General features: G+C 66.1%; 20 protein-coding genes. 8 read left to right on the forward strand and 12 right to left on the reverse strand.

Annotated elements, in window-relative coordinates:
- Positions 1–41 precede the first annotated feature (41 nt).
- From JOE66_RS06060 to JOE66_RS06075, 4 genes are all read left to right on the forward strand, one after another.
- Positions 42–1,187 (forward strand): acyl-CoA dehydrogenase family protein, encoded by a 1,146-nt coding sequence (locus JOE66_RS06060; RefSeq protein WP_205107672.1) that lies wholly within the window; start codon positions 42–44, stop codon positions 1,185–1,187.
- Positions 1,184–1,705, forward strand: coding sequence for a gamma carbonic anhydrase family protein (locus JOE66_RS06065; RefSeq protein WP_205107674.1), 522 nt, complete (start codon positions 1,184–1,186; stop codon positions 1,703–1,705). The genes JOE66_RS06060 and JOE66_RS06065 overlap by 4 nt, the downstream gene beginning before the upstream one ends.
- Positions 1,706–1,983: 278 nt before the next feature.
- Positions 1,984–3,120 (forward strand): glycoside hydrolase family 3 N-terminal domain-containing protein, encoded by a 1,137-nt coding sequence (locus JOE66_RS17175; RefSeq protein WP_307827076.1) that lies wholly within the window; start codon positions 1,984–1,986, stop codon positions 3,118–3,120.
- Between the two features lie 42 nt (positions 3,121–3,162).
- Positions 3,163–4,047: an SOS response-associated peptidase gene (locus JOE66_RS06075; RefSeq protein ID WP_205107677.1), complete on the forward strand. Its 885-nt coding sequence runs from the start codon at positions 3,163–3,165 to the stop codon at positions 4,045–4,047.
- 87 nt (positions 4,048–4,134) lie between these two features.
- On the opposite strand, the gene JOE66_RS06080 is transcribed toward JOE66_RS06075, so the two are convergent.
- The 4 genes from JOE66_RS06080 to JOE66_RS06095 all read right to left on the reverse strand — a co-directional run bounded on the left by JOE66_RS06080 (position 4,135) and on the right by JOE66_RS06095 (position 6,962).
- The gene (locus tag JOE66_RS06080; RefSeq protein ID WP_205107679.1) at positions 4,135–4,596 is read right to left on the reverse strand and encodes a MarR family winged helix-turn-helix transcriptional regulator; all 462 of its coding nucleotides are present in this window, start codon (positions 4,594–4,596) and stop codon (positions 4,135–4,137) included.
- A 62-nt stretch (positions 4,597–4,658) separates the two neighbouring features.
- Positions 4,659–5,363, reverse strand: coding sequence for a Pr6Pr family membrane protein (locus tag JOE66_RS06085; protein WP_205107681.1), 705 nt, complete (start codon positions 5,361–5,363; stop codon positions 4,659–4,661).
- A gap of 51 nt (positions 5,364–5,414) precedes the next feature.
- Entirely contained in the window at positions 5,415–5,861 is a 447-nt protein-coding gene (locus JOE66_RS06090; RefSeq protein WP_205107683.1) for a transferase, read from the reverse strand.
- A gap of 114 nt (positions 5,862–5,975) precedes the next feature.
- On the reverse strand, positions 5,976–6,962 hold the full coding sequence (locus JOE66_RS06095; RefSeq protein WP_205107685.1) for a DUF4349 domain-containing protein: 987 nt from the start codon (positions 6,960–6,962) through the stop codon (positions 5,976–5,978).
- 130 nt (positions 6,963–7,092) lie between these two features.
- Here JOE66_RS06095 and JOE66_RS06100 point away from each other — a divergent pair, with 130 nt between their 5' ends.
- Positions 7,093–8,076 carry an aldo/keto reductase gene (locus JOE66_RS06100; protein ID WP_205107687.1) on the forward strand — a complete coding sequence of 328 codons (984 nt, stop codon included), beginning with the start codon at positions 7,093–7,095 and terminating at the stop codon, positions 8,074–8,076.
- A gap of 36 nt (positions 8,077–8,112) precedes the next feature.
- Here JOE66_RS06100 and JOE66_RS06105 read toward each other — a convergent pair whose 3' ends face one another.
- The 3 genes from JOE66_RS06105 to hrpA all read right to left on the reverse strand — a co-directional run bounded on the left by JOE66_RS06105 (position 8,113) and on the right by hrpA (position 14,233).
- A complete protein-coding gene (locus tag JOE66_RS06105; protein ID WP_205107689.1) occupies positions 8,113–8,946 on the reverse strand; it encodes an aldo/keto reductase in 834 nt (277 codons plus the stop codon).
- A gap of 65 nt (positions 8,947–9,011) precedes the next feature.
- The gene (locus JOE66_RS06110; RefSeq protein WP_205107691.1) at positions 9,012–10,220 is read right to left on the reverse strand and encodes an MFS transporter; all 1,209 of its coding nucleotides are present in this window, start codon (positions 10,218–10,220) and stop codon (positions 9,012–9,014) included.
- Positions 10,221–10,279: 59 nt separating this feature from the next.
- Positions 10,280–14,233, reverse strand: coding sequence for an ATP-dependent RNA helicase HrpA (gene hrpA, locus JOE66_RS06115; protein ID WP_205107693.1), 3,954 nt, complete (start codon positions 14,231–14,233; stop codon positions 10,280–10,282).
- A 181-nt stretch (positions 14,234–14,414) separates the two neighbouring features.
- Between hrpA and JOE66_RS06120 the strand changes: the two genes are divergently transcribed.
- Entirely contained in the window at positions 14,415–16,196 is a 1,782-nt protein-coding gene (locus JOE66_RS06120; protein WP_205107695.1) for a thioredoxin domain-containing protein, read from the forward strand.
- An 86-nt stretch (positions 16,197–16,282) separates the two neighbouring features.
- Here JOE66_RS06120 and JOE66_RS17610 read toward each other — a convergent pair whose 3' ends face one another.
- The 3 genes from JOE66_RS17610 to JOE66_RS06135 form a co-directional block, all read right to left on the reverse strand.
- The gene (locus JOE66_RS17610) at positions 16,283–17,230 is read right to left on the reverse strand and encodes a sulfurtransferase (protein ID WP_205107697.1); all 948 of its coding nucleotides are present in this window, start codon (positions 17,228–17,230) and stop codon (positions 16,283–16,285) included.
- Between the two features lie 208 nt (positions 17,231–17,438).
- Positions 17,439–17,930 carry a CoA-binding protein gene (locus JOE66_RS06130; protein WP_239518535.1) on the reverse strand — a complete coding sequence of 164 codons (492 nt, stop codon included), beginning with the start codon at positions 17,928–17,930 and terminating at the stop codon, positions 17,439–17,441.
- Positions 17,931–18,076: 146 nt separating this feature from the next.
- A complete protein-coding gene (locus JOE66_RS06135; protein ID WP_205107701.1) occupies positions 18,077–19,369 on the reverse strand; it encodes an O-acetylhomoserine aminocarboxypropyltransferase/cysteine synthase family protein in 1,293 nt (430 codons plus the stop codon).
- Between the two features lie 278 nt (positions 19,370–19,647).
- Between JOE66_RS06135 and JOE66_RS06140 the strand changes: the two genes are divergently transcribed.
- The gene (locus JOE66_RS06140; protein ID WP_205107703.1) at positions 19,648–21,219 is read left to right on the forward strand and encodes a long-chain-fatty-acid--CoA ligase; all 1,572 of its coding nucleotides are present in this window, start codon (positions 19,648–19,650) and stop codon (positions 21,217–21,219) included.
- 160 nt (positions 21,220–21,379) lie between these two features.
- Here the strand turns inward: JOE66_RS06140 and JOE66_RS06145 are convergent, their stop codons facing one another.
- Both JOE66_RS06145 and JOE66_RS06150 read right to left on the reverse strand, forming a co-directional pair.
- Positions 21,380–22,435: a YeiH family protein gene (locus JOE66_RS06145; protein WP_372435508.1), complete on the reverse strand. Its 1,056-nt coding sequence runs from the start codon at positions 22,433–22,435 to the stop codon at positions 21,380–21,382.
- 8 nt (positions 22,436–22,443) lie between these two features.
- Positions 22,444–24,102: a dolichyl-phosphate-mannose--protein mannosyltransferase gene (locus tag JOE66_RS06150; RefSeq protein WP_307827077.1), complete on the reverse strand. Its 1,659-nt coding sequence runs from the start codon at positions 24,100–24,102 to the stop codon at positions 22,444–22,446.
- Positions 24,103–24,380: 278 nt separating this feature from the next.
- Between JOE66_RS06150 and rsmI the strand changes: the two genes are divergently transcribed.
- The gene (gene rsmI / locus JOE66_RS06155; protein WP_205107707.1) at positions 24,381–25,199 is read left to right on the forward strand and encodes a 16S rRNA (cytidine(1402)-2'-O)-methyltransferase; all 819 of its coding nucleotides are present in this window, start codon (positions 24,381–24,383) and stop codon (positions 25,197–25,199) included.
- Positions 25,200–25,319 lie beyond the last annotated feature (120 nt).

Consider the following 25,319-nt stretch of genomic DNA (forward strand, 5'->3'; position numbering starts at 1 on the left):
CACCGGGCCAGCGCACGGAGTGCACGCCGTAGTCTTGGCGGGTGAGTATTCTCAGTGACGAGCTGATCGAACGGATCCGGTCGCGTGCGGCCGGGTACGACGCGAGCAACAGCTTCTTCTTCGACGACCTCGACGAGTTGCGCGAGGCCGGCTACCTCCGCATGTTCACGCCCATCGAGCGTGGTGGCTTGGGCTTCGGGCTCGAGCAGGTGGCGAAGGAGCAGACCAGGCTGGCCACAGCTGCACCTGCGACCGCGTTGGCGATCAACATGCACCTGGTCTGGACAGGCGTCGCGAAGACCCTGCTCGATCGGGGTGACGACTCGCTCGCCTTCGTGCTCGACGAGGCCGCCCACGGGGAACTCTTCGCCTTCGGCAACAGCGAGGCGGGCAACGACCTGGTGCTGTTCGGGTCGACGACGAGGGCCGAGCCGCAGGCAGACGGCGGCTACCGCTACTTCGGCCGCAAGATCTTCACCTCACTCTCGCCGGCGTGGACGCGGCTCGGTATCTTCGGGCTCGACGACTCCGACCCCGGGCATCCGATGCTCGTGCACGGTTTCATCACGCGCGACACCCCCGGTTACGAGATCGTCGACGACTGGGACGCGCTCGGCATGCGCGCGACACAGAGCTCGACCACCATTCTCGACGGTGCCTTCGTGCCGGCGACGCGCGTGGTACGAATGCTTCCGGCCGGGCCGAGTGCCGACCCGCTGATCTTCGCGATCTTCGCCAATTTCGAGATTCTGCTGGCCGCCGTGTACACCGGTATCGGTGAGAGGGCATTGGCCCTTGCTGTCGAGGCAGCCCATCGGCGAACGTCGATGAAGAACGACGGCCGCAGCTACGCCTCCGACCCTGACATTCGCTGGAAGGTCGCCGACGCCGCGATTGCGCAAGACGGGATCTACCCGCAGATCGATGCGCTCGCGCGTGACGTCGATTCGCTTGCCGATCATGGTCGCCAGTGGTTTCCGCGGCTCGTCGGCCTGAAAGTTCGAGCAACCGAGAACGCCCGGTTCGTGGTCGACCAGGCGCTCCGGGTGTCTGGCGGGTCTACGATGGCGTCGTCGAGTGAGCTCGGCCGGCTGTACCGCGATGTCGTCGCGGGAATCTTTCACCCCTCCGACGGCGAGTCAGCGCACTCGACCGTCGCCAATGCATGGTTAGGCCCGGTCTCATGAATATCATCACCTTCGCAGGTCACACCCCGGTCATCGACGCTTCTGCCTGGGCCGCCCCGAACGCGACCGTGATCGGTCAGTTCACGGCTGCAGCACGCTCGAGCATCTTCTACGGCACGGTGGTGCGCGCCGACCGTTCTGGCATCAGCCTCGGCGAGGGCAGCAACCTGCAGGACAACGTGGTCGTGCACGGTGACCCCGGTTTTGCCACGACGATCGGTGCCGGCGTCAGCGTGGGTCACGGAGCGGTACTGCACGGCTGCACTGTCGCCGACAACTGCCTCATCGGCATGAACGCCACCGTGCTGAACGGGGCCGTCATCGGTGAGGGGTCACTGATCGCCGCCGGTGCGCTCATCCTCGAGGGAACCGTCATTCCGCCCGGCTCTCTCGTCGCGGGCGTACCGGGCAAGGTCAGGCGCGAGCTCACGACCGAAGAGCAGCAGGGCATCCGGCACAACGCTGAGACCTACCTCGAACTCTCGGCGCGGCATCGTGAGGCAGAAAGCAGCGGATGATCGGCAGACCCGGCTGGCACGAGACTGGCTCGCGCGCGTCTGTGTTTTGGGGGTGTGTGTTGGGCAAGTCTGTGTTTCGTGGGTGTGTGTTGGGCAGGTCTGTGTTGCGGTGTGCTTCTGTGTTGCGGCGTGCTGCTGTGTTGAGGCGTGCTGCTGTTCCGGTCGCCATCTGTGGGCTCCTGGTGCTCGCCGGGTGTTCGACGAGTTCGTCGACGACAGTTTCAACAACGACAGTGTCAACAACGACAGGGTCAACAACGACAGTGTCAACCGCGGCAGTGTCACCCACCACATCACCGGCGGCCACCGCTGTCGTTCCTGCTGCGGGGGACTCTTCAGCCACCGCATCGTCGGGCCGAGCCGCTCGGGAGGCCACCTCCGCGGCGACGCCCGAGCAACTCGACCGCTTGTATGCCGATACCCGCATGCGATCGATGAGCCTGGCAGACAAGGTCTCGACTCTGTTCATGGTGCAGTTGCCGGGTACCGATCCTGCGCCCATGCAGGCGTATCTCGCAGGAAATCGCCCAGGCGGGCTCCTGCTTCTCGGCTCGAACATTCCGGCAACGGCCGCCGCACTCTTGGGCCAGCTCGCCGGCCTGGGTTTCGCGACGGGTCTGAAGCCGCTCATCGCCGTCGATGAAGAGGGTGGCGACGTCACCCGTCTTCCAGAAGACGGCTTCGCCGGCGCCGATCGCCTAAAATCCCTGCCGGTAGCAGCGACCACAGATGCGTTCACCCAGCGTGCTGCGCTTCTGGAACGGTCGGGGATCTCCGTCAATTTCGGCACTGTGGCCGATGTGACTTCTGACCCGGGCTCGTTCATCTTCGATCGTGTGCTGGGTACTGACCCTGCGTCGGCCAGTGACCGTGTCGGCGCGTCGGTCGCTGCGCAGAACGGTTCGGTGTTCGCGACGCTCAAGCACTTTCCGGGCCACGGCGAGACGGCGGCGGACTCGCACACGAGCATCCCGTCGACTGGCATTTCGTTCGCCCAGTGGCAGTCGCAGGATGCCCCGCCCTTTCGAAGCGGGATCGCCGCGGGTGCTCCGCTGGTGATGTTCGGGCACCTCGCCTACACCGCCGTCGACTCGGCCCCCGCTTCTCTCTCAGTGCGCTGGCACGAGATTCTGCGCGGAGAGCTCGGGTTCACGGGAGTCGCCATCACTGACGACATGCTCATGCTGCAGGATTCAGGTGACCCTGCATACTCCGACCAGGCGGCGAACGCCGTGCGGGCGGTTGCTGCAGGCAACGACATACTGCTCTACAACAGCGCGATCGACATGGCGCCGTCGGTGGCTGCGATCATCGCCGCTGTGCAGTCGGGTCAGATCGATGAAGCCCAGATCGACGAGTCGGTCGTGCGGATTCTCGCCCTGCAGCGTGCGGCCTGGCTGCGGGCCGCGAGCTAGAGTCCGGCCATGCCGCTCCGGTTCGGAGTAGCATGGCCACCCATGTGCGGCAGATTTGCGATGAACAAGGAGACCGACGACCTCATTCTGGAGTTTGTTGCCAGGGGTGGGCGCGCCGAGGACTGGCGGCCGAGCTACAGTGTGGCTCCGACCGATGTCGCGCCGATCATCCGGCAGCGCAAGGGATCGAGGCCTGGTGATTCTGCTGCTGGTGATTCTGCTTCTGGCAGAGATGCTTCAGGCGCTGGGGCTTCACGCAGTGAGGATGACGGCGGTTACCGTGAGATCGAGATCGCGGCGTGGGGACTCAAGCCGGCCTGGGCGAAACCGGGTGGGCCCGCACCGATCAACGCGCGGCTGGAGTCGGTGGCGACGAACGGCATGTTCCGCAGCGCGTTCGCCTCGAGCCGCTGCCTTGTGCCGATGACGGGGTACTACGAATGGCAGGCAGTCGCTGACGGCAAGCAGCCCTACTTCATTCACGCCGGTGCCGGTGCTGGTGCCGGTGCCACGGCGGAGCCCACCAGTGCTGGTCGTCTGCTCGCGGCCGCCGGGCTCTACAGTGCGCGAAAGGTCGGCGACGAGTGGGCGGTGACCTTCACGATCATCACGAGGGAGGCCCGCGATGCTTCGGGAGAGGTGCACGACCGCATGCCGGTCTTCCTGACGCCTGACGTGTGGGACTCGTGGCTCGACCCGCGAAAGATCGAGGCGAACAGTGCCGGTCAGGGGGCGATTCTCGACCTGCTCGACCGGAGTTCGACGGCGGTCGCGTCGACGATCACAACCTACCCTGTCGATCGCCGGGTCAACAATTCGCGCACCCTCGACAGCGCAGACGCGACGCTCATCGAGCCGTTGGAGCGGGGAAATGACGGTTTCAGCGGGTGGAATGCCGACCCGATGACAGGCGAGATCGTCGACTGACACAAGGCGATCCAGCAGTCCTACGCGTTCTGCTGGCGCGCGCGCACCAGCGATCCATGCAGAGCAAGAGACCGACAGGTGGGCCTGTCAGTTACGCCCTGCAGCCGCAGCTTCGAGCGCGGGGAGTGCGGCGGCGATCGTTTCGATGGCACTGTCACTCTGCTCAGAAAGCATGGCGACGACGCGTTCGGTCCGCGAGGATCGGGCTTCGGCAACGGTGCCGAGGCCGCTGGCCGTTGCGCGCAGCAGGAACGAACGGCCGTCGACGGGGTCTGCGGTGCGTTCGATGAGTCCACGCTGCTCGAGGTCAGCGACAATCCGGGTCATCGTGGGTGCAGCAACATTCTCGAGTCGGGCCAGATCGCTCGGACGCAACGGGCCGGAGTTCTTCACGCTCGACAGGGCCGACAGAAGCCCGTGGCTCAGTTCATCACCGACCGGGCGGATGCGCCGGCTCAGCCGGCTGACAACCAGGGTCAGGCGTTCGGCCACGTCGTCACGAGAGATCGGCAGTGTGGCGGCGACCGGTTCAGCGCTGGATTCAGGCATTTTTAGACCCTAACATTGCTCGCTTGTGTCTGCTCTCCGACCTGATACTTGCTCTATTCTAACTACTTTGCCACTGGTGCGTGTCTGGTTTGCCTGCGCGACACCCAGATGGCGCCTGCTCCGATCGCACTGATCACCACGGCGATCAACACGACGTAGAAGGCGACCGACGCGTACCCTCCCGCCGAGGTCGTCGGGTTGAGGAACGGGTACGGGTACCACTGCTTGCCTGTCGCCTGGTCGATTGCGAGGGGCCCCCGTACGAGCGTGTAGGCGACCCACGCCACGGGGAACGCGATGATCGCCCACAGGCGCTTCCAGTCGAGCGGTACCCGACCCGGGGCGAACAGCCAGTCGAGCAGCAGGTAGATCGGGCCGACCACGTGCAGGATCTCGTTCGACCACGCCACGGTCGTTCCCTGCGGAAGCGCGATGCCTCGAAGCAGCAGGTTGTAGACGATCCCTGTGGTCACCATGTACGTGACGACGGAGGCGCGAACAGTCGTGTAGAGCAGCGGGTCTGAATAGCCCGAGCCGCCACCGAGCCCTCCCTGCCTGATCGCCAGCACGGCGCCGACGAGCAGCACCACGACGCTCGCCGCGTTCGAGTCGACCGTGAAGAAGCTGAAGAAGTTGACAACGACGAAGCCCACGCTGGCCGGGTTCGCGTCGAAGGCGATCGACACCGTCTTGGCGAGCTGGGCGATGATGGCGGCACCGATGGCAAGGGCCACAATCACCCGCAGAATCACAAAGAGCAATCGCATGGTGATCAGCATAAGCTCACGCGCGACGAATTGCCGGGCTGTGCCCGCTTGTTATGCGGCCTTGGCGAACCCGGTGTCCCGGCCCACGTTCCGGCTGGCACTGCCGCGCCCTGCCGGCGAACTCGGGAGCTGGGTGTCATCGGCAAGGACGCTGTCGTGCGCCACGAGTGAGCTGTCGGCGACGACGACGCGGTCGCCGATTCGGGTGTGGCTGCCGATCTTCGAGCCACGGCCGATCCGGGCATCCTGCCCGACGTGAACGTTGGCGCCGATGAAGACTCCTGCGCCGATGACGGCACCGCGATCGATCCAGCTGCCGGCGCCGATCCAGGCGCCCTGGCCGATTTGCGCGTCGGGCTCGACGAACGCCGACGATTCGATGTACGCGGTCGGGTGCACTGCCGACGTCGCCGAGATGAACCCGCGACCGTTCAGGTGGTGCTTGTACCGGGCGAGTTCGCCGTACTCGTTCTCGATTTCTACGTAGATCTTGCTCATGTATGTCTCCCTGCGGGGCACTGCACTGAGTGGCTGTGGTTATCAGCCCTGCGTGTGCCTACGAGACTGCCAACACTGGCAAGGCTCCGAAGATTCCCGAACGGGTTGGGCGCCTCAGTTCGTCGTTGTGCGTGAGCGGCGACGGGCGAACCGGATGACCAGCAGCACTATCGCGGCCACCAGGGCCATCACCAGAAGCCACGGCAGTGCGATGCCGAGCACAACGAGCCCGCCGGCGACACCCGCGACCAGCGATGACCAGCCTGCGGCCAGTCCGCCCCAGAAGTCGTTCGGTGCTCCCGTTGCAAGCACGCTGTGGCTGGTGATCGTGAGAGTGACAGAGGCGTACTGGACCTGGTCGGCCAGGGCTGAGCTCTGGGCCTTCAATCCGTCGAGCTCGGCCTGCCGCTGGGAGAGAGCGGACTCGAGTGCGATGAGGTCGGTCGTTGTCGTCGCCTTTGTCAGGAGGTCGAGCAGGCGGTCGACGGAGGTCTGCAGCGCGGTTATTCGCGCCTTGACATCGGCGACCTGCGTGGTGACGTCGGTGGAGGAGATCGAGACCGAGCCGACCGTGCCGAGCTTCTTCAGCGCGTCGACAACCTCGGTGACCTGTGCGTTGGGGATTCGAAGCGTCAGATCGGCCCGCGCACCCGCCTGGCCTTCACTCATCGAAGACGATTTTCCCTGAACGGTTCCCATCGGGTCGACCGAATCGAGCGGCATGATGATGCCCGGGCCGCCGGAGTTGCCCTGCGATTCACTCCGGTTGTCCACGTGGCCGCCTGCGGCTTCGACGATCGTAACGGCTTGGTCTGCCGTAGCTGCCGGGTCGTCGGCGATGAGTGTGATGGAGCCGGTGGTGATCACCTGGGTGCTCGGAAGCGTGAGTGCGTTGCCGGGTGCACTGCCGCCCGCTGCGCTGTCTGCAGACCCGGCGCCGGGCGCCACAATCGCGGGCCCTGCCTCTGTGCCCGATGTACCCGAGGAACCAGAGCTGCCGGATGACCCCGACGAGTTCGAGCCGGACAGAGCCGAGCATCCACTGAGTGCGAGAGCAGTCAGAGTGGCGGCAGTGGCGATCGCGAGAATTCTTCGATTCATGGGGCAACTGTATTGACTGACTGCTGTGATGTCGGTGTGAAACGGTGGATGGTTATGCGATGTTCACCGGCTCGTGATGCGGTCGTTACGCGCGCGTGCCAGCAGACGCGCAGAGGCATAGTCTTTCTCCATGGAATACCGCGAACTCGGCAGAACCCACCGCACCGTCTCGGTCATCGGCCTCGGCACCTGGCAACTCGGCGCAGACTGGGGCGAGGTGAACGAAGCGGATGCCCTGGCGGTTCTCGATGCGGCCGTCGACTCCGGCGTGACCTTCTTCGACACTGCAGATGTCTACGGCGATGGCCGCAGTGAGCAGCTGATCGGCACGTATCTCGCCGCGCATCCGGGGCATTCGATCACCGTCGCCACGAAGATGGGCCGACGGAAGGAGCAGTTGACCGAGAACTACGTGCTCGAGAACTTTCGCGAGTGGACAGACCGATCCAGGCGCAACCTCGGTGTCGAGACGCTCGACCTCGTGCAGCTGCACTGCCCGCCCTCTGAGGTGTTCCGGAGTGACGAGGTCTATGACGCCCTCGAGACCCTGGTGTCTGACGAGGTCATCTCGAACTATGGTTTCAGCGTCGAGACGGCCTCACAGGCGCTCGATGCGATCGCTCGGCCGGGCACCGCGACCATCCAGATCATTCTGAACGCCTTTCGGCTGAAGCCTCTCGACGAAGTGCTGCCAGCCGCCGCGGCCGCAGGGGTCGGGATCATCGCCCGGGTGCCGTTGGCATCAGGCATGTTGAGCGGAAAATACACGGCCGCCACGACGTTCGCGGCGAACGACCACCGCAACTACAACCGCGACGGCAGTGCGTTCGACGTGGGGGAGACATTCTCGGGCGTCGACTACGAAACCGGCCTGGCTGCTGCCCAGGAATTCGCGCACCTGGTGCCGGCAGGTATGAGCCCTGCCACCGCCGCACTCGCGTGGGTTGCCCAGCAGGCGGGTGTGAGCAGCGTCATTCCTGGCGCGCGGAACCCGGCCCAGGCCGTGAACAACGCAGCAGCGGGTTCGGTCGGGCACCTCGGAGCTGCCTTCGACGCCGGTGTGAAGGAGATCTACGACCGGCACTTCCGGGCGGGCATCCACTCGCGCTGGTGACGCAGGCGCTCCATAAGTCAGTGCAGGAAACGCTGTTCAGTCGAAGTCGTCGGGGTCCTTGCCGGTGCGCTCGCCGCTGTTGAGAGTGCCGATCGCGGCCAGGTCTTCGGCGTCGAGCACGAAGTCGAAGACGTCGATGTTCGCCGCGATTCGCGAGGGCGTCACCGACTTGGGGATCACCACGTTGCCGAGCTGCAGGTGCCAGCGGATCACGACCTGGGCCGGCGACTTTCCGTGCTTCGCCGCGATGGCGTCGAGAACCGGGTTGTCGAGAATCCGGCCACGCGCGAGAGGCGACCAGGCCTCTGTCGCGATCGAGTGCGCGTCGTCGTAGGCCCGTGTCTCGGCCTGGGGGAGCCACGGGTGCAGCTCCACTTGATTGATGCTCGGCACAACGCTTGTTTCTGCCGCGAGCCTCTCGAGGTGGTGCGGGTGAAAGTTCGAGACGCCGATCGAGCGGGCCAGACCGTCGGCCTGGATCTTCTCGAGTGCGCGCCAGGTCTCGACGTAGAGGTCTTGCCTTGGAGCCGGCCAGTGGATGAGAAAGAGGTCGACGTAGTCGAGCTGCAGGCGTTCGAGGCTCGCGTCGAACGACCGTCGGGCCTGGTCGTAGCCCTGCTGGTCGTTGAAGACCTTGGTCGTGATGAAGAGTTCGCCGCGGGGCAGTGAACTGCGCTTGACGGCCTCGCCGACGCCCTTCTCGTTGTCATAGAGTGTCGCCGTGTCGATGTGCCGGTACCCGTGCTCGAACGCGACCGCGATGGCATCGATCGTCTCTGCGTCGGTGGCCTTGTAGACCCCGAGGCCGAGCTGCGGGATGCTCGAACCGTCGTTCAGCGGAATGCGGGGCACAGAAGGCGTGGGTGTCATCCTTCAATTATCCGGCCCGGACGTGTTGACCAGGCCGCGCCCGATCGTCGTCTCGCTGACTGACCTCAGCTGGTGACCGTCTCGATCGGCTCGGTGTCGGGGATCGGGCTCGCGTCCTTGCCCCGGAGGTCGGGGTGCCAGCGTTTACCCAGAAGGGGAACGGCGAAGCCGGCCAGCGCGAGGGCGGCGGCGGCGATGAACGCCCCTGTCGGCCCCTGTGAGTCGATGAGGAACCCCGCGACGGCCGAACCGAGCGCCGCACCGATGAGCTGGCCGGTGCCGACCCAGCCGTAGGCCTCGGCGGTTTCACTGAAGCGCACGCTCGAGGAGACGATCGAGAACATCACTGCGAGGGCCGGCGCGATGCCCACTCCGGCGAGGAAGAGAAAGATCGAGAGCCACCAGATGTTCAGCGAGAACGCAGCAACAGCCGTTCCTGCGAAGACGATGAACATGCGCCGGGCGAGCGCCCACGGGCCGATCGGAACGTGACCGAGCGCGAGCCCGCCCACGAGCGAGCCGATGGCGAAGACGGCGAGAACGATGCCGGCCTGCGGGCCGTCGTGGCCGAAGGTCGACACGACGCCAGCCTCGATGGAGGCGCACGCGGCGACGAGCAGGAACCCCACGACTGTTGCGAGCAGCACGGAGGGTTTCGCCAGCACGGCGCCGATTCGGCGCCGACTGCGCGGGATGCGTACTCGCCCGAGCTCGGGGCTCGCGAGGAACCAGGCACCCCCGCCGACGAGGAACGCCACGGCGAGAAGGATGCCTGCGACCGTGCTGATCTGCGTCGCGGCGAACGTCGTGATCACCGGGCCCACGACCCAGATGATCTCCTGGGCGGAGGCATCGAGCGAGAAGAGCGGGGTGAGCTGGCGCGAGTTGACCATCTTGGGATAGATGGTGCGAACGGCCGGCTGGATCGGCGGCATGGTCAGGCCGGCGACCAGTGCGACGACCATGGTGACCGGGATCGTCATCGGAATGAGGGCGATCGAGGTGATCGCCACGGCGCAGACCGCGATCGTGCCCGAGATCACCGGCCGCATTCCCCAGCGGCCCATCAGCCTGCTGGTGAGAGGCCCGGCGATGGCCTGGCCGATCGATAGCGCGGCGAGCACCAGCCCGGCCGAGCCGTAGGAGTTGTGAACGTGCTCGATGTGCAGCAGGAAGGCGAGCGAGAGCATGCCGAACGGAAACCGGGCGACGAGCTGGGCGGCCATGATGCGCCCCACGCCGCGGGTTTTCAGAAGGCTCGAATAAGTGCTCACAAGCAGTTAAGTGTACCGGTTGGACGGTTACGCCCGTCCGGTGATTCTGAAGCGTCGCTTCATGTTCCCAAGAGCTTCACTATCCGTTGCAGCGAGACAGGCTCGGCTGTGCCGAGCGACTGGGCGAAGAGGCTGATACGGAGTTCTTCGATCATCCATCGCGCCTTCACCACCGGAGCCCCGATGGTCAGCCAGGCGTCGAGAGGGAGCGGCAGCACACCACCGGCGGACTCATAGCGTGCGGTCGCATTCTGGGCCTCCGTCATCCACGCCCGGTCGCGTGCGGGAGCGTCGGGCAGCTTCTGCAGGCGCTGCTCGATCCCGGTGAGGTAACGCGGCAGGTTGCGCAGCTGGTCGATGCCCATCGAGGCGATGAATCCGGCGAAGACGAGGTTTCCGAGCTGGCTCCGAGCGTCGGCGAGGGCGGGCAGCAGCGTCACGCTGGTGACCTTCTTGAGGGCGCGCTCGGCGTCCCTGGCCTTCGTGAGGCTCGTGGCGACGGTGGCGACCGTCTGGTACATGAGGTCGATGATGCTCGACGAGAGGGTGTCGCGTGCGGCTTCGAATTCGGCGCGCGTGAAGACCCGGCCGTCTGGGTGTGCAGCCTGCAGCACGTGGTCGGCCGCCGCGAGCAAGCAGTCGTCGAAGAGCGCCTGGATGCTGGGGTACGGGCTTGTCGCCAGAACCAGTTTCTCGTTTTGGCTGAGGTGCTCGCGAACGTAGGAGACGGGGGAGGCCACTCCCAGCAGCAACAGCCTCCGAACGCCGGCCGGGGTGAGCCGTGCGGCTTCGGCCGGCGTCGTCACCAGTCGGATCGCCACCGAGGTCTTCTCATCGACGATCGCCGGGTAGGCGCGGATGACACTGCCCGGCTGTTTCGTGTCGAGGTGCTGCGGCAGCTCGTCGAAGTCCCAGGTGGTGATGCCGCGGCGTTCGATCGAACTCGCGACGGCGCCGGATGCCCGGGCCACGCTCTCGCGGGCGGCCCCCTTGAACCGGCTCTGCAACGAGCCGAGGTCTTTCGAGGCCGCGAGCGTCTTGCCCCGATCATCCACCACCCGGAAGGAGACCGAGAGGTGGGAAGGAATGCGCGTGAGGTCGAAGTCGGCTGCCGTGACGGGTGTGTAGGCGAGTCGCGACATGACCGCGGCCAGCGCGGCGACGAACGAGGCTGAGCCTGCTGAAACCTCTGATCCAGCGCTGGCCCCGTCGTACCCCGGCAGCTCGAGCAGCAGCTTCTTCGCCCAGTCGGTCGCCGGCACGAAGTTCTTGCGGAGATTCTTGGGCAGCGACCGGATGAGCGCGGTCACGAGTTCGTCGCGAAACCCCGGCACCTGCGATTCGAAGCCAGAGGGCTCGAGACGGGGTAGCAGGGTGAGCGGAACGGTGACACTCACGCCGTCGTCTTCGGTGCCCGGTTCGAAGCGGTACGAGAGAGCGAGCTGCTGGTCGCCCTGCTGCCAGGTCGCCGGGAACTTCGCCTCGTCGATCTCGGGCGCGCCTTCGGGAACCAGCGAGGTGAGCGTCATCGTCAGCAGCTCTGGCGTGTCGTACTTCGCCTTCTTCCACCAACCGTCGAAACTGCGGGCGGTGTTCACCTCGCGGGGAACTCTCGCGTCGTAGAACTCGAACACGGCCTCGTCGTCGAGCAGCAGATCGCGGCGGCGGCTGCGCTCCTCGATCTCGGCGAGTTCGGAACGGAAGCGCCGGTTGTCGCGGTCGAAGGCGTGCTGCGACTCCCAGTCGCCCTCGACGAGGGCGTGGCGGATGAACAGCTCTCGCGCGTAAGCGGGGTCGACCCGCGAGAACTGCACCCGGCGCTTGGGAACGATGGGCACGCCGTAGAGGGTGACCCGCTCGTACGCGACAACGGCGCCCTGCTTCTTCTCCCAGTGCGGCTCGGAGTACGTGCGCTTGCAGAGATCGCCAGCGAGCGCCTCTGCCCACGCCGGGTCGATCGTCGCGTTCATGCGCGCGAACAGGCGGCTGGTCTCGACCAGCTCTGCGCTCATCACCGAATTGGGCTGCTTCTTCGCCAGGGCAGACCCGGGGAAGATGCTGAACCGGGTCTGACGCGCGCCGACATAGTCCTTCTTCGCCGCATCTTTCAAGCCGATGTGCGAGAGCAGGCCGGAGAGAATCGAACGGTGGATGCCGTCGGGGTTGACCGAGGGATCGCCGAGCGTGAGGTTCAGCGGTTTGCTGAGCTGGCGCAGCTGCCGGAAGACATCCTGCCACTCGCGCACCCGCACGTAGTTGAGGTGTTCGGCCTTGCAGAGCCGGCGGAAGGCGCTGGAGGAGAGCTCGCGCTGTTTCTCCTCGAGGTAGTTCCAGAGGTTGAGCAGCGAGAGGAAGTCGCTGGTGACGTCGGTGAACCGGGCGTGCAGCTCGTCGGCCCGCTGGCGGCGTTCGAGCGGGCGTTCGCGCGGATCCTGGACCGTTAAGCCCGACACGATGATCATGACTTCGCGGCTCGTACCGTGGTTCTTCGACTCGATGACCATGCGGGCGAACCGCGGCTCGATCGGCATGCGTGAGAGGTCGCGGCCGACGCGGGTGAGTGTCGGCACTGCGTTCGCGGTGCCGCGCTTCGCGTCGCTCGGAGAATTTATCGCTCCCAGTTCGCTCAGCAGGTCCAGGCCGTCTTTGATGCCGCGCGAATCCGGCGGCTGCAGAAACGGAAAGCTCGCAATGTCGCCAAGGCCCAGCGAGATCATCTGCAGGATGACGGCGGCCAGGTTGGTGCGCAGAATCTCCGGCTCGGTGAACTCAGGCCTCGCCAGATAGTCCTCCTCGGAATAGAGCCTGATGCAGATGCCGTCGCTGGTGCGCCCACTCCGGCCCGCGCGCTGGTTCGCTGACGCCTGCGAGATGGCCTCGATCGGCAGCCGCTGCACCTTCGATCGCACACTGTAGCGACTGATGCGGGCCGTGCCCGTGTCGATGACGTACTTGATTCCGGGCACCGTGAGGCTCGTCTCCGCGACGTTGGTCGCGAGCACGATGCGGCGACGGATGCCCGGGGCCGACGACTTCTGAAAGACCTTGTGCTGGTCGGCCGACGACAGCCGGCCATACAACGGCAGAACCTCGGTCGCCGCACCGAGAGCCCCACCCCCACCCGAGTTGAGGCGCCCGCGGATGGCCTCTTCAGCATCCCGGATCTCGTTCTCGCCGGAGAAGAACACCAGCACGTCGCCGTCACCCTCGCGGGCGAGCTCGTCGAGGGCTTCGTTCACAGCGTCGAGAGGGTCGCGATTCACTGCCGGCCGCGGCGCGGTTCTGCCATTCGGGGCCCCGCCCGAACGCGTGTTGCTGCCGCCGTTCGCCGTGCGCCGTGCAGGGGTTGCCCCGGAGTCGTCGCTGCCATCGTCACTGTCATCATCGCTGTCGTCATCGACGTCGTCGCCCCTCTCCCCGTCGGCGACGAGTGGGCGATAGCGAACCTCGACCGGGTAGGTGCGCCCAGACACTTCGATGATCGGCGCCCCGCCGAAGTGCCGCGAGAAACTACCGGGGTCGATGGTGGCCGAGGTGACGATCACCTTGAGGTCAGGGCGCTTGGGCAGCAATTGGCGCAGGTACCCCAGCAGGAAGTCGATGGTGAGGCTGCGCTCGTGCGCCTCATCGATGATGATCGTGTCGTACTTGGTCAGCAGTCGGTCGCGGTGGATCTCGTTCAGCAGAATGCCGTCGGTCATCAGCTTGATCTGCGTGTTCGGCCCCACCGTGTCGGTGAAGCGCACCTGGTAGCCCACGCGGTCGCCGACCTCCTGACCGAGTTCCTCCGCGATGCGTTCGGCGATCGTGCGTGCCGCGATGCGCCGGGGCTGTGTGTGCCCGATGCTCGTTCTGCCAAGCGTCAGGCAGATCTTCGGCAGCTGGGTCGTCTTGCCGGAGCCGGTCTCGCCGGCAACGATCACGACCTGGTTCGCGGCGATCGTGCGTGCGATCTCCTCGCGCAACTGGCTGACGGGCAGCTCGGGCGGGAAATAGATCGACTCGGCATTCATCAGCGCTCCAGTCTACGGCTGGCCGGGCATCCTGCGCGTGCGAATACAGAAGGCATCGTGCGGACGCGACACGCCCTGTGGATGCCCGGGGTGGGGCGTGTCGCGTCAGCTCGGAGCGCAGCGGGGCGCTCGCGCGTGCGCGAGCCGCCCGCCAGGCCGAAGCCACGCGTAGGCTTGCCTGATGGCCAATCGACTGGGCGACGCGATCAGCCCGTACCTCCGTTCGCACGCTGAAAACCCTGTTGACTGGTACCCGTGGGGTGAGCCCGCATTCGCCGAGGCCGCCCGGCGCGACGTGCCGGTGCTCGTGTCGATCGGGTACTCCACGTGCCACTGGTGCCACGTGATGGCACGCGAGAGTTTCAGTGACCCACACCTCGCGGACGTGCTGAATCGCGGGTTCGTCGCTGTGAAGGTCGACCGGGAAGAGCATCCGGAGGTCGACGCGGTGTACCTCGCAGCTGCAGGGGCATTCACTCAGAACCTCGGCTGGCCGCTGAACGTGTTCGTCACGCCCGACGCGAAGCCGTTCTTCGCCGGCACGTATTCGCCACCGGTCCCGGTGCAGGGCAACCCCTCGTTCGGGCAGGTGCTCGGCGCCGTGGCGGATGCCTGGGCCAACCGACGCGAAGAAGTCGAGTCGACCGCACGGCAGCTCACCGAAGCGCTCGCCGCGGCGGCGAACGGTGAGCACAGCGAGAATACCGAGCATGCCGAGCATGCCGAGAATGCCGAGCACGATGAGGGCCATGAAGACGGCGAGACCGCCTCGGGCACTGGCGAAGCCCTCCCCACCCCCGCCCAGTTGGCGCAGGTCGTCTTCGAGCTCGACGCCTACGAAGACGCCATTCATGGTGGCTTCGGGGGTGCTCCGAAGTTCCCGGTTGCACCGGTGCTGAAGTTCCTGCAGGCGATGGATGCCCCGCTCGCCGACCGCGCCCTCAAGGCCATGGCGGCCTCTCCGCTCCGCGACCCGGTCGAGGGTGGCTTCTTCCGCTACGCGACGGCCTCCGACTGGAGCGAGCCGCACTACGAGCGCATGCTGTACGACAACGCGCTGCTGCTCGACGCGTACACGACGGCTGCGCAGAAGGCCGGGGGCCCGGGCGGCGAAAGCAGGTCGCCTGGGCAGAGGGCTGCCGATGCAGCAGCAGGCATCGCATCGTTCCTGCTCACGACGATGCAGATCGACGGCGGAGGGTTCGCCTCGGCGCAGGACTCTGAAAGCGTTGTCGCCGGTCAGCAGAGCGAGGGCGGCTACTACGCACTCGACGCCGAAGCACGGTCGGGGGAGACTCCGCCGAAGCTCGACCTCAAGGTGCTGACCGGGTGGAACGGACTCGCCATCTCGGCCCTCACGCACGCGGGCGCGGCTTTGGGCAATCACCAGTGGCTGAGTGCTGCGGCGTTGGCCGCGGACTATGTGCTCGATCACCATCTGCGCGCCGATGGAACCCTCGCGCGGGCTTCGCTGGGCAGCCAGCTTTCTGCCGCGCCGGCGATCCTCGAGGATTACGGGATGTTCGCCGACGCCCTGCTCCAGCTCGGGTCTGTTCTGGGTAATGAGAGGTACCTGCGGGTCGGCCGCGAGCTGGTCGACAGCACGATGAGTGAGGCACCTTCGGCGCGAGCGGGAGAGGGAAAGGGAAAGGCAGTGGGAGCCACGGCTGAGCGCCGGCTTCCGTTCATCGCGCCCGGTGCCGGCGACCCGGTGCTCGCCGCGCACGGGCTCCTGATCGAGGGTGATGTCTCCGAGGGTGCCTACCCGTCGGGACTTTCCGCCGTGTCGAGTGCGGCCTGTGCGCTCTACTTCGCAACAGGTGAGGGTCGTTACATCGAGGCGGTCCGCCAGTCGCTCGCCTCCGTGGCCGAGGATGCCCTGCAGCGCCCGATCGGATTCGGAGCGGCTCTGGAGATCATGGCGAAGCTCGCGGCGACCGATCGGGCACGCGCGGGTCGCTGAGCGAGCGCGACCAACCTGACGGACGCGAGGATCCGCTCGAAAGCGTAGTGCTGATCGAACACCACATGCCCGGCGAGCGGAGGACTCTAGACGAGCACCGCCTTGGGGTCGTCGGCCCACTCGTTCAGTGATCCGTCGTAGAGGGCGACACTCGTCTCGCCGATGACGGCGAGTGCGAGCGCGTCGAGCGCTGCGGCAATTCCTCCTGCGCAATAGACGACGATCGACTGCATCGGAGTGCTTCGCCCTGCCAGCACCGGAGCGAAGACCGCACGGAGTGCATCAGGCTTCAGAAGAGTGTTGGTCTCGCTGTTGATGACCTGCGCGGACGGCAGGCTCGAGCTGCCCGGGATGTGCCCGAGCCGAGAGCAGTTGCCGGTGTGACCCTCGAATTCACGGGGTGACACGGCGCAGATCAGTAGGGCATCCGTCTGCCGACTGACAATGGATTCGACGAGGGTCTTGTCGACCCAGAACCCGGGCAGCTCCCTCGCCCTGAACTCTGCCGGCGCAGGCTCGGTCAGAACAGGTGGTGCCGGCACAGGTTCTGCGAAGCCGGTCGCGGTGGGGCGGTCTTCGGCCGTCCACTTGGTGAAGCCGCCGTCGAGCACGGAGATGTTGTCGAAGCCGAACGAGCGGAACAGCCACCAGACTCGGGCTGCCCACTGCCCACGCCCGCTGTCGTAGACGACAACCCGTGAAGACGCCCGCACGCCGACTGTCGCCGCAGCGGTTTCGAACTGGGCAGCAGTGGGCTTTGTGAACGCGAAAGGAGCGCCGGGGTCGGAGAAGTCATCGATCAGGTCGGCGAACTCCGCTGAGGGAATGTGGCCCGCATCCAGGAAGTCGCCTCGGCCGCTGAGCCACAGGGGCAACCCACCGGGCCCCTGTGCCGAGAGAACGCTGGCGTCGAGCACGACCAGCGATTCGCCACCCAGGTGATCGCAGAGCCACTGCGTCGACACAGTCGGGGTCGCCACGATGGGGGAGCCACTGCCCGGGAGGGTCTGTGTCGGTGCGGCTGGGAAGGTCACGTCTTCAACGCTAGCTGCCCATGGGCTCGGGTGGCTGTGCGTTGCAACAGAAAGTCACAAGTCCGTAACGACCTGTTCACAGTGGCGCGCTCGCGCGCTTCGAGCACCACGTGAGCGGAATATCACACGCTGTCCGGAAGGCGCTACCTCGGCGCGTCGGAAGAGTGCCTCACAGCTTCACAGAGCCATCAGCCGCGTCCGGGTGCTGTCAGCGCAGGCTCTTACGGGCCGTGATCTGGCCGGTGTCGAAGCCGAGCAGGTGCAGGCCGCCGTTGAACCGGGCGTGTTCGACCTTGATGCAGCGGTCCATCACGACGGTCAGGCCTTTGCTCTCACCGTAGAGGGCGGCATCCTGGTTCCAGATGCCGAGCTGGATCCAGATGGTCTTCGCGCCGCTGGTAAGCACGTCGTCGATGACCGAGGGAATGTCGCTCGCCTTGCGGAAGACGTCGACGATGTCGGGAACCTCTGGCAGAGAGGCGAGGTCGGGGTAGGCCTTCTGCCCCAGGATCTCGCTGGCGTTCGGGTTGACGAAGTAGACCCGGTAGTCGCTCGACTGCAGAAGGTAGGTGCCCACGAAGTAGCTCGAACGGGCAGCGTTCGGTGAGGCGCCGACGATGGCGATCGACTTCGCTCTGCGCAGAATCTGGAGGCGCTCTTTGGCCGTGGGCCCGACCCAGGTTCGCTGCGACTTCAGCAGCTTCGCAAGCGGTGAACTCGACGGCACGTCGCAGGTGAGGCCGTTCGCGAACTGGGCAGTGATGGTGCCTGCGTCTGCGCCGGTGCCCGCGTCGGAGCTGGGGCCCGCGTCAGTGCCGGCAGCAGTTGCGGTGTCGGTGACAGTCATCACTTGCCTTCCGTTGCTTGGGCCAAAGCCTGGTCAAGGTCATAAACAATGTCTTCGGGGTCTTCTATTCCGACACTCAGGCGCACGATTCCGGGCAGAACACCCGCCTCGAGCAGTTGTAGCTCCGTGAGCTGCGCGTGCGTGGTGGAGGCGGGGTGGATCACCAGCGTCTTGGCGTCCCCGATGTTTGCGAGGTGGCTGGCCAGGTCGACCGACTCGATGAAGGTCTTGCCCGCCGCCCGGCCGCCCTTGACGCCGAAGCTGAAGACTGAGCCGGGGCCCTTGGGCAGATACTTGAGGCCGCGTTCGTAGTGTGGATGCCCGGGCAGGCCTGCCCAGTTGACGAACTCGACGCGGGGGTCGGCGTCGAGCCACTCAGCGACGATCCGCGCGTTGTCGACGTGCGCCTGCATGCGGAACGGGAGCGTCTCGACACCCTGGGCGAGCAGGAACGCCGAATGCGGGGCGAGGGACGGCCCGATGTCACGGAGCTGCTCTGCCCGAAGGCGGGTGAGGAAGGCGTACTCACCGAAGTTGCCCGACCACTGCAGGCCGCCGTAGCTCGGAACTGGCTCGCCGAACAGAGGGAACTTCTCGCTGTGCCAGTCGAAGCGGCCGCTCTCGACGACGACGCCACCGAGCGTCGTACCGTGGCCGCCCAAGAACTTCGTGGCTGAGTGGATGACGATGTCGGCACCCCACTCTATGGGGCGGTTGAGGTAGGGCGTGGCGATGGTCGAGTCGATGATGAGGGGAATGCCGTGCGCGTGAGCGACGTCGGCGAGGCCTTCGATGTCGGCGACCTCGCCCGAGGGGTTCGCAACGGTCTCGGCGAAGATCAACTTGGTCTTGTCGGTGATCGCCGCCGCGTAGTCGGCGGGGTCAGAACTCTTCACGAAGGTGGTGTCGACCCCGAAGCGGCGCAGAGTCACGTCGAGCTGGGTGATGCTGCCGCCGTAGAGGTTGGCCGACGAGACGATGTGGTCGCCGGTGCCGACGAGCGAGGCGAAGGTGATGTACTGCGCCGCGAGGCCGCTGGCAGTGGCCACTGCACCGAGGCCGCCCTCGAGGCTGGCTACCCGCTCCTCGAACGAGGCCACCGTGGGGTTCGCGAGCCGGCTGTAGATGTTGCCGTACTTCTGCAGCGCGAACCGGGCCGCGGCGTCTTCGGTGTCGTCGAACACAAAGGCCGAGGTCTGGTAGATGGGCAGGGCCCGCGCACCCGTCACCGCGTCAGGAATGTTGCCTGCGTGGATTGCCCGAGTTCTGAAGCCGTATTCGCGATCTGCCATGGCTCAACGGTAGTAGAGGCATGGCGAACATCTGTGGCGCAAGGAATTCTGACGTAACACTTCGCAGCGACAGCCGAGCGCGTGCGTGGCGTCAGACACGCTGCAAGACCATGGCTCAACGGTAGTAGAGGCATGGCGGGATTCGAGCGGCTCCAGACTTGAACGGTAACAAATCTCTGCTGTGGCGCGCCTGAGCCGTAGGAGTCAAGTCCCTGCCTCTGCACAGCCACGGCGATTACACTGATCGAAAGTCAATGACGACCGAAGGAAGCCCTCAGATGAGCGCAGGTTTTGCCACCGTTTCCGTTGCCTCGATCCTTGTCGAGACGGCACGCAGAATGCCCACGAACGTCGCTTTGGTCGTCGGGCCGACCGAGACCACCTATGCCGAGCTCTGGCAACAGACCCGCCAATACGCCGGCGCCCTCCGCGACCGCGGGGTCGGGCCGGGCACACCCGTCGCCATGCTCATACCGAACGTGGCCGACTTCCCTCGTGTCTACTACGCCGTGCTCGCCCTCGGCGGTGTCGTGGTGCCGATCCACGCGCTCCTGAAGGCGAAGGAGATCGAGTACGTCTTGCGCGACAGCGGAGCCCAGCTGCTCGTCTGTGCTGCTCCTCTGCTGGGTGAGGGCGCGAAGGGAGCGACACTCGCAGGCGTGCCCGTCATCTCCGTGCTGCTGCCGGAGGCCAGCCCCGAGTTGCCTGCGCGCCTCGAAGACGAAGCTCGGGCATCCGTGCCGATCGAGACCTACGTGCAGCGTGACCCGTTCGACACGGCCACGATCCTGTACACCAGCGGCACCACTGGCACGCCGAAGGGGGCGGAAGGTTCACACCTGGCTCTCGTCGAGCAGGTGAACGTCTCGCTGCTGACCACCTTCGACATGCGGGCAGACGACCGCGTTCTCGGGGCACTTCCCCTGTTCCACACCTTCGGCCAGACCTGCACCATGAACACCGTCTTCCGGGCAGGGGCGACGCTCGTCATGGTGCCGAAGTTCACAGGCGACACTGCGCTCCAGGTGATGAACGAGCAGAAGTGCACGATCTTCATGGGTGTGCCGACGATGTACATCGCCCTACTCGACGCCGCCTCCCGCAGCACCGACCGGCCACCGCTGCGCTACGGCATCTCGGGGGGCGCCGCCATCCCGGTCGCCGTCATCGACCGGTTCCGTGAGCAGTTCGGCACCGAGATCCACGAGGGCTACGGGCTCACCGAGACGTCTCCGGTCGCGACCTTCAACATGGTCGGGGTGCCTCCGCGACCCGGAACGATCGGCACGCCGATCTGGGGTGTCGACGTCGAGATCGCCGACGCCGAGGTCGACGACCGGATCGTGCTGCTGCCCGCCGGCGAGCTCGGTGAGCTGGTTATCCGTGGCCACAACCTCATGAACGGCTACCACAACCGGCCCGAAGACACGGCGAAGGTGATGGTCGACGGCTGGTTCCGCACCGGCGACCTCGGGCGCAAAGACGATGACGGGTACCTCACGATCGTCGACCGCACCAAAGACATGATCCTGCGAAACGGCTACAACGTCTACCCGCGTGAGGTCGAAGAAGTTCTGGCCAGGCACCCCGAGATCCAGATGGTCGCTGTCTACGGCGTTCCGCACGAGACCCACGGCCAGGAGATCGTGGCATCGGTGGTGCTGGTGGCGGATGCCCGGGCCACCGTCGACGAACTGCTCGAGTTCGTGCGCGACGACGTTGCGGCCTACAAGTACCCGCGTCATCTCGAGATCGTCGAGGTCTTGCCGCTCGGGCCCTCGGGCAAGGTCCTGAAGCGCGAACTCGTGGCGGCCTGGGTCGCCCGCGAGGAGTCGAGCGTCTCGCATTGACGCCGGCGGGTTTCGATACGCACTGCGTGCTACTCAGCCAGCGAGTGCCTCCCGGTCGCTGCTTGAGTAGCGCACCGGCGGTGGAGTTGCGGAGGTGTCGCTGGCTGAGTAGCGCAGCGTATCGAAACCCCCACGCCTCACGTCACACAAGCAAGTGAATTCAGCGCAGCAGGTACACTGCCGCCAGTGAAAGGCCCGCGATGAACGCCCACGAGGCCAGGCCGACGATCAGCGCACGCCATCCGGTGCGGGCGAGGGCGGCGAAACGGATGTTCGACCCCAGTGCGAACAACGCCATCGCCAGCAGGGTGGTCTGAAGGGAGTCGGCCGCCGATAGCACCGCGTCGGGCAGGGGCACGAAGGTGCGGATCAGCACGGCCAACAGGAACCCTGCGATGAAGAGCGGCACGATGGGAGGGCGTCTAGCTCGGACGACGGGTACAGCATCGGCGTCGAGAGCGAGTGCGCGCCTGTCGGCCCTCCTGTCTCGGCCACGCTCGACCAGCCCGACGATGGCGACCATCGGCGCGAGGGTGAGCACGCGGGTGAGCTTCACGACCACGGCCGCCGCGAGAGCCGCCGGCCCTGCGATCTGGGCGGTCGCGACGACCTGGCCGACGTCGTGCACGCTCAGGCCGACCCAGAGCCCGAAGTCTTCGGGGCTCATCCCGAGCGGAATGCGCAGGACGGGCAGTATGAAGATCGCCAGCGTGCCGCAGAGCGTCACCAGGGCGACGGGGGTGGCCTGGTCTTCGTCTTTACTGCGCGTCACGGCACTCATCGCGCCGATGGCGGAGGCTCCGCAGATGGAGAACCCGGCGGCAATCAGAATGGGCTGCGTACCAGGCAGGCGAAGCAGCTTTCCGAGACCCAGGGTCGCGGCGAACGTGATGCCGACGATCAGCACGATCACCACGATGGTCGGCCAGCCGAGCCCCGCGATGTCGACGAGCGACAGCTTCAGGCCGAGCAGCACGATTCCGAGGCGCAGCAGACGGCGGGCCGAGAGGGCAATTCCCGGCTTCAGCGTGGTGTCGAGCATCCGCTGGCTTGCCGGGATCTGGCCGACGACCATGCCTAGACCCACCGCAGCGGTCAGCAGCGGTACGGCCGGAAAAAGACTGTGCAACCCGAATGCTGCCGCTGCCGCGACCCCGGCGACCAGTATGCCAGCCAGCCAGCGGGGCGACCTGCTCTGCGGCCCAGCCACCGGCACGGGGCCTGCTACCGCCACGAAGGCAGCCAGTAGTGCAGTGTGAGCAGCCAGCCGGGAATCGGCTGCGCCGTCCACACCGGGTAGAAGAACACCGTCACCAGTGAGGCGAGTATCAGATAGGCCGCGACCACAATCAAGGCGGCCGTGCGTTTTCGCCGCGGGTCGTCACGGGAACCGAGTGCGAGCCCGATCACGAAGGTGAGCCCGAGGATCATGTACGGCTCGAACGCGATCGTGTAGAACTGGAAGATCGTGCGGTTGATGTACATCAGCCAAGGCAGGTACCCGACGACCATGCCCATCAGGATGAGCCCCACCTGCCACTCGCGCTTGCGGATCAGCCGGTAGACGAGGTAGAACATCGCCGCGGTCGCGGCCCACCAGATCGCCGCATTGCCGACCGAGGTGATGTTCGCGTAACAGGTGTCTTCGCCGCAGCCGCCGGTGCCGCCCGTGGTGGTGTTCACGTACATCTGCGTCGGCCGGATCATGAACAGCCACGTGAGTGGGTTCGACGCGTAGGGGTGCGGGTCGTGCTCGTTCACGTTGAAGTTGTAGACCGAGACTTCGAAGTGCCAGAAGTTCTGGATGACCAGCGGCACCCAGCTGAGTGTCCCCGTCCACGGCTGACCGTCGGTCTGCGCCCAGTTGCGGTAGTACCCGCCCGCCGTTGTGAACCATCCGATCCAGGTGACGAGGTAGCTCGCCAGATAGAGCGGAACCATCAGCACGACGTTGGCGACGCCCTGTTTCAGGATGGCCGCGCTGATCCAGAACGGCAGGCCCACCCGGCGGCGGGCCAGTGCATCGACCAGCACCGAGTAGAGCCCGAAGCCGATGAGGAAGAACAGGCCGGACCACTTGACAGCGCTGGCAAGCCCGAAGGCAACCGCGGCCGCCATGAGCCAGGGTCGCCACCAGAGCGTCGGGCCCCAGGTCGGTTCCCGGCCTTCGGCTTCGCGTGCGACCATCCACTCGGTCAGCCGTCGCAGGTGCCACTCGCGGTCGAGGAGAATGGCCCCGAACCCGAGCAGGAGGAAGAGCATCAGGATGCCGTCGAGCAGCCCCACCCGGCTCATCACGATGGCATGCCCGTCGATCGCGAACAGGAACCCGGCGATGGTACCGAGGAGCGTCGACTTGAAGAGTTTCGTGCCGATCATTGCGATGAGCAGAACCGCGAGAATTCCGCACACGGCGACCGAGATGCGCCAGCCGAAGCTGTTCTCGGCGCCGAAGACCGCCATGCCGAGCGCGATGATCCACTTGCCGAGCGGCGGGTGCACCACATACGAGCCGGTGTTGGTGTACGTGTTCACGTCGCCGGCATTGAACGAGGTGTCGGCACCCGACGGCCAAGCGCCCTCGAAACCGAGGTGCAGCAGCGACCAGGCGTCTTTCACATAGAAGGTCTCGTCGAAGACGAGGCTGTGCGGGTCGGCCAGGTTCCAGAGCCGCAGGATCGCGCCCAGCAGGGTCACGGCGAGCGGTCCACCCCAGCGCCACGCTCGTTGTCTGCCCGGCGTGCTGAGTAGGCGACCCCACCAGGCGTCGAGCCTGCTGCCGCGGGGTTCGGCAGCGTGGTGTCCGGCAGAGTGGGCTTCGGCGTGCGCTGGCGCGTCGATGCCGGCCGGCGCGGGCGGTTCTGAGTCGGTCGCAAGGCTCACCCGCCCCATGCTACCCACCGCGAGCCGCGAGCCTGTTCAGCCCACGGGCATCCTGTGCCTGCGGAGAGAGGCCCGCGTGCCCGAACCGCCGCCACGGAACAGTCCACACGGGTCGTGGCGTGCACACTGCACGTGCCCCCCCGCGTGGACTGTTCTGTGGAGTTGCTGTTGTCGACTCCGCGCCCGACACCGATGTCTCTGGCAGCCGGTGTCTCTGGCAGGCGGGGTGTCGGGCGACCGAAGTGCCGGGGAGGGGGTGTGTCGGGCAGACTGGGTAGATGATCATCCTCGCGGCGACGCCCATCGGCAACCTGAAGGATGCGTCGGCGCGCCTCATCGAGACGCTGGAGGCAGCGGAGACGGTCGCGTGCGAAGACACGCGAGTAACAGCGAAACTGCTGCGTGCCCTCGGAATCCAGAACCGGCCCCGGCTGCTGGCCCTGCACGACCACAACGAACGCGAGAAGGCGGCCGAGCTGGTTGAAGCGGCCCGTGAGGCCGACCTCGTCGTCATGAGCGATGCCGGAATGCCGACCGTCTCCGACCCCGGCTTCCACCTCGTGCAGGCCGCGGTTGCGGCGGGCGTCGGCGTGACGATCATCCCGGGCCCGTCAGCGGTTGTCTCGGCGCTCGCGATCTCCGGGCTACCGACCGACCGGTTCACCTTCGAGGGATTCCTGCCACGAAAGCAGGGTGATCGGCTCGGCGCGTTGGGCGACCTGGTACGCGAACACCGGACGATGGTCTTCTTCGAGTCGCCCAACAGACTGGCCGCATCACTGGTAGACATCGCCAGCGTTCTGGGAGACGAGCGACGGGTAGCTGTCTGCCGTGAGCTGACCAAACTCTATGAAGAGGTCAAGCGCGGGGGAGCGGCCTCGCTGGTGCCGTGGGCGGAGGCCGGTGTGAAAGGCGAGATCGTGCTCGTCGTCGCCGGAGCTGAGCCGCTCGAGGTCAACCTGGCGACCGGTGTCGCGCAGGTGCTCGAATTGGTGGCCGACGGGACCCGGCTCAAGGATGCTGCGGCCGCCATTGCCGAGGCGACCGGGCTCAGCAAGCGCGACCTCTACGAAGCGGCGTTGCAGTCCCGGCGCTGAGATGCATATGCAGTTCACCCGGTGGTGGCCGCGCGCAAGCTCATCGTGCACAGGACGAGTCGATTGGTCCCTGCCCACAGTTCGGTAACACGGCGGCGGCCCGTGGCTCGACCGCTTAAG

Origin of the sequence: Subtercola frigoramans (assembly GCF_016907385.1) — a bacterium.
Taxonomy (GTDB): domain Bacteria; phylum Actinomycetota; class Actinomycetes; order Actinomycetales; family Microbacteriaceae; genus Subtercola; species Subtercola frigoramans.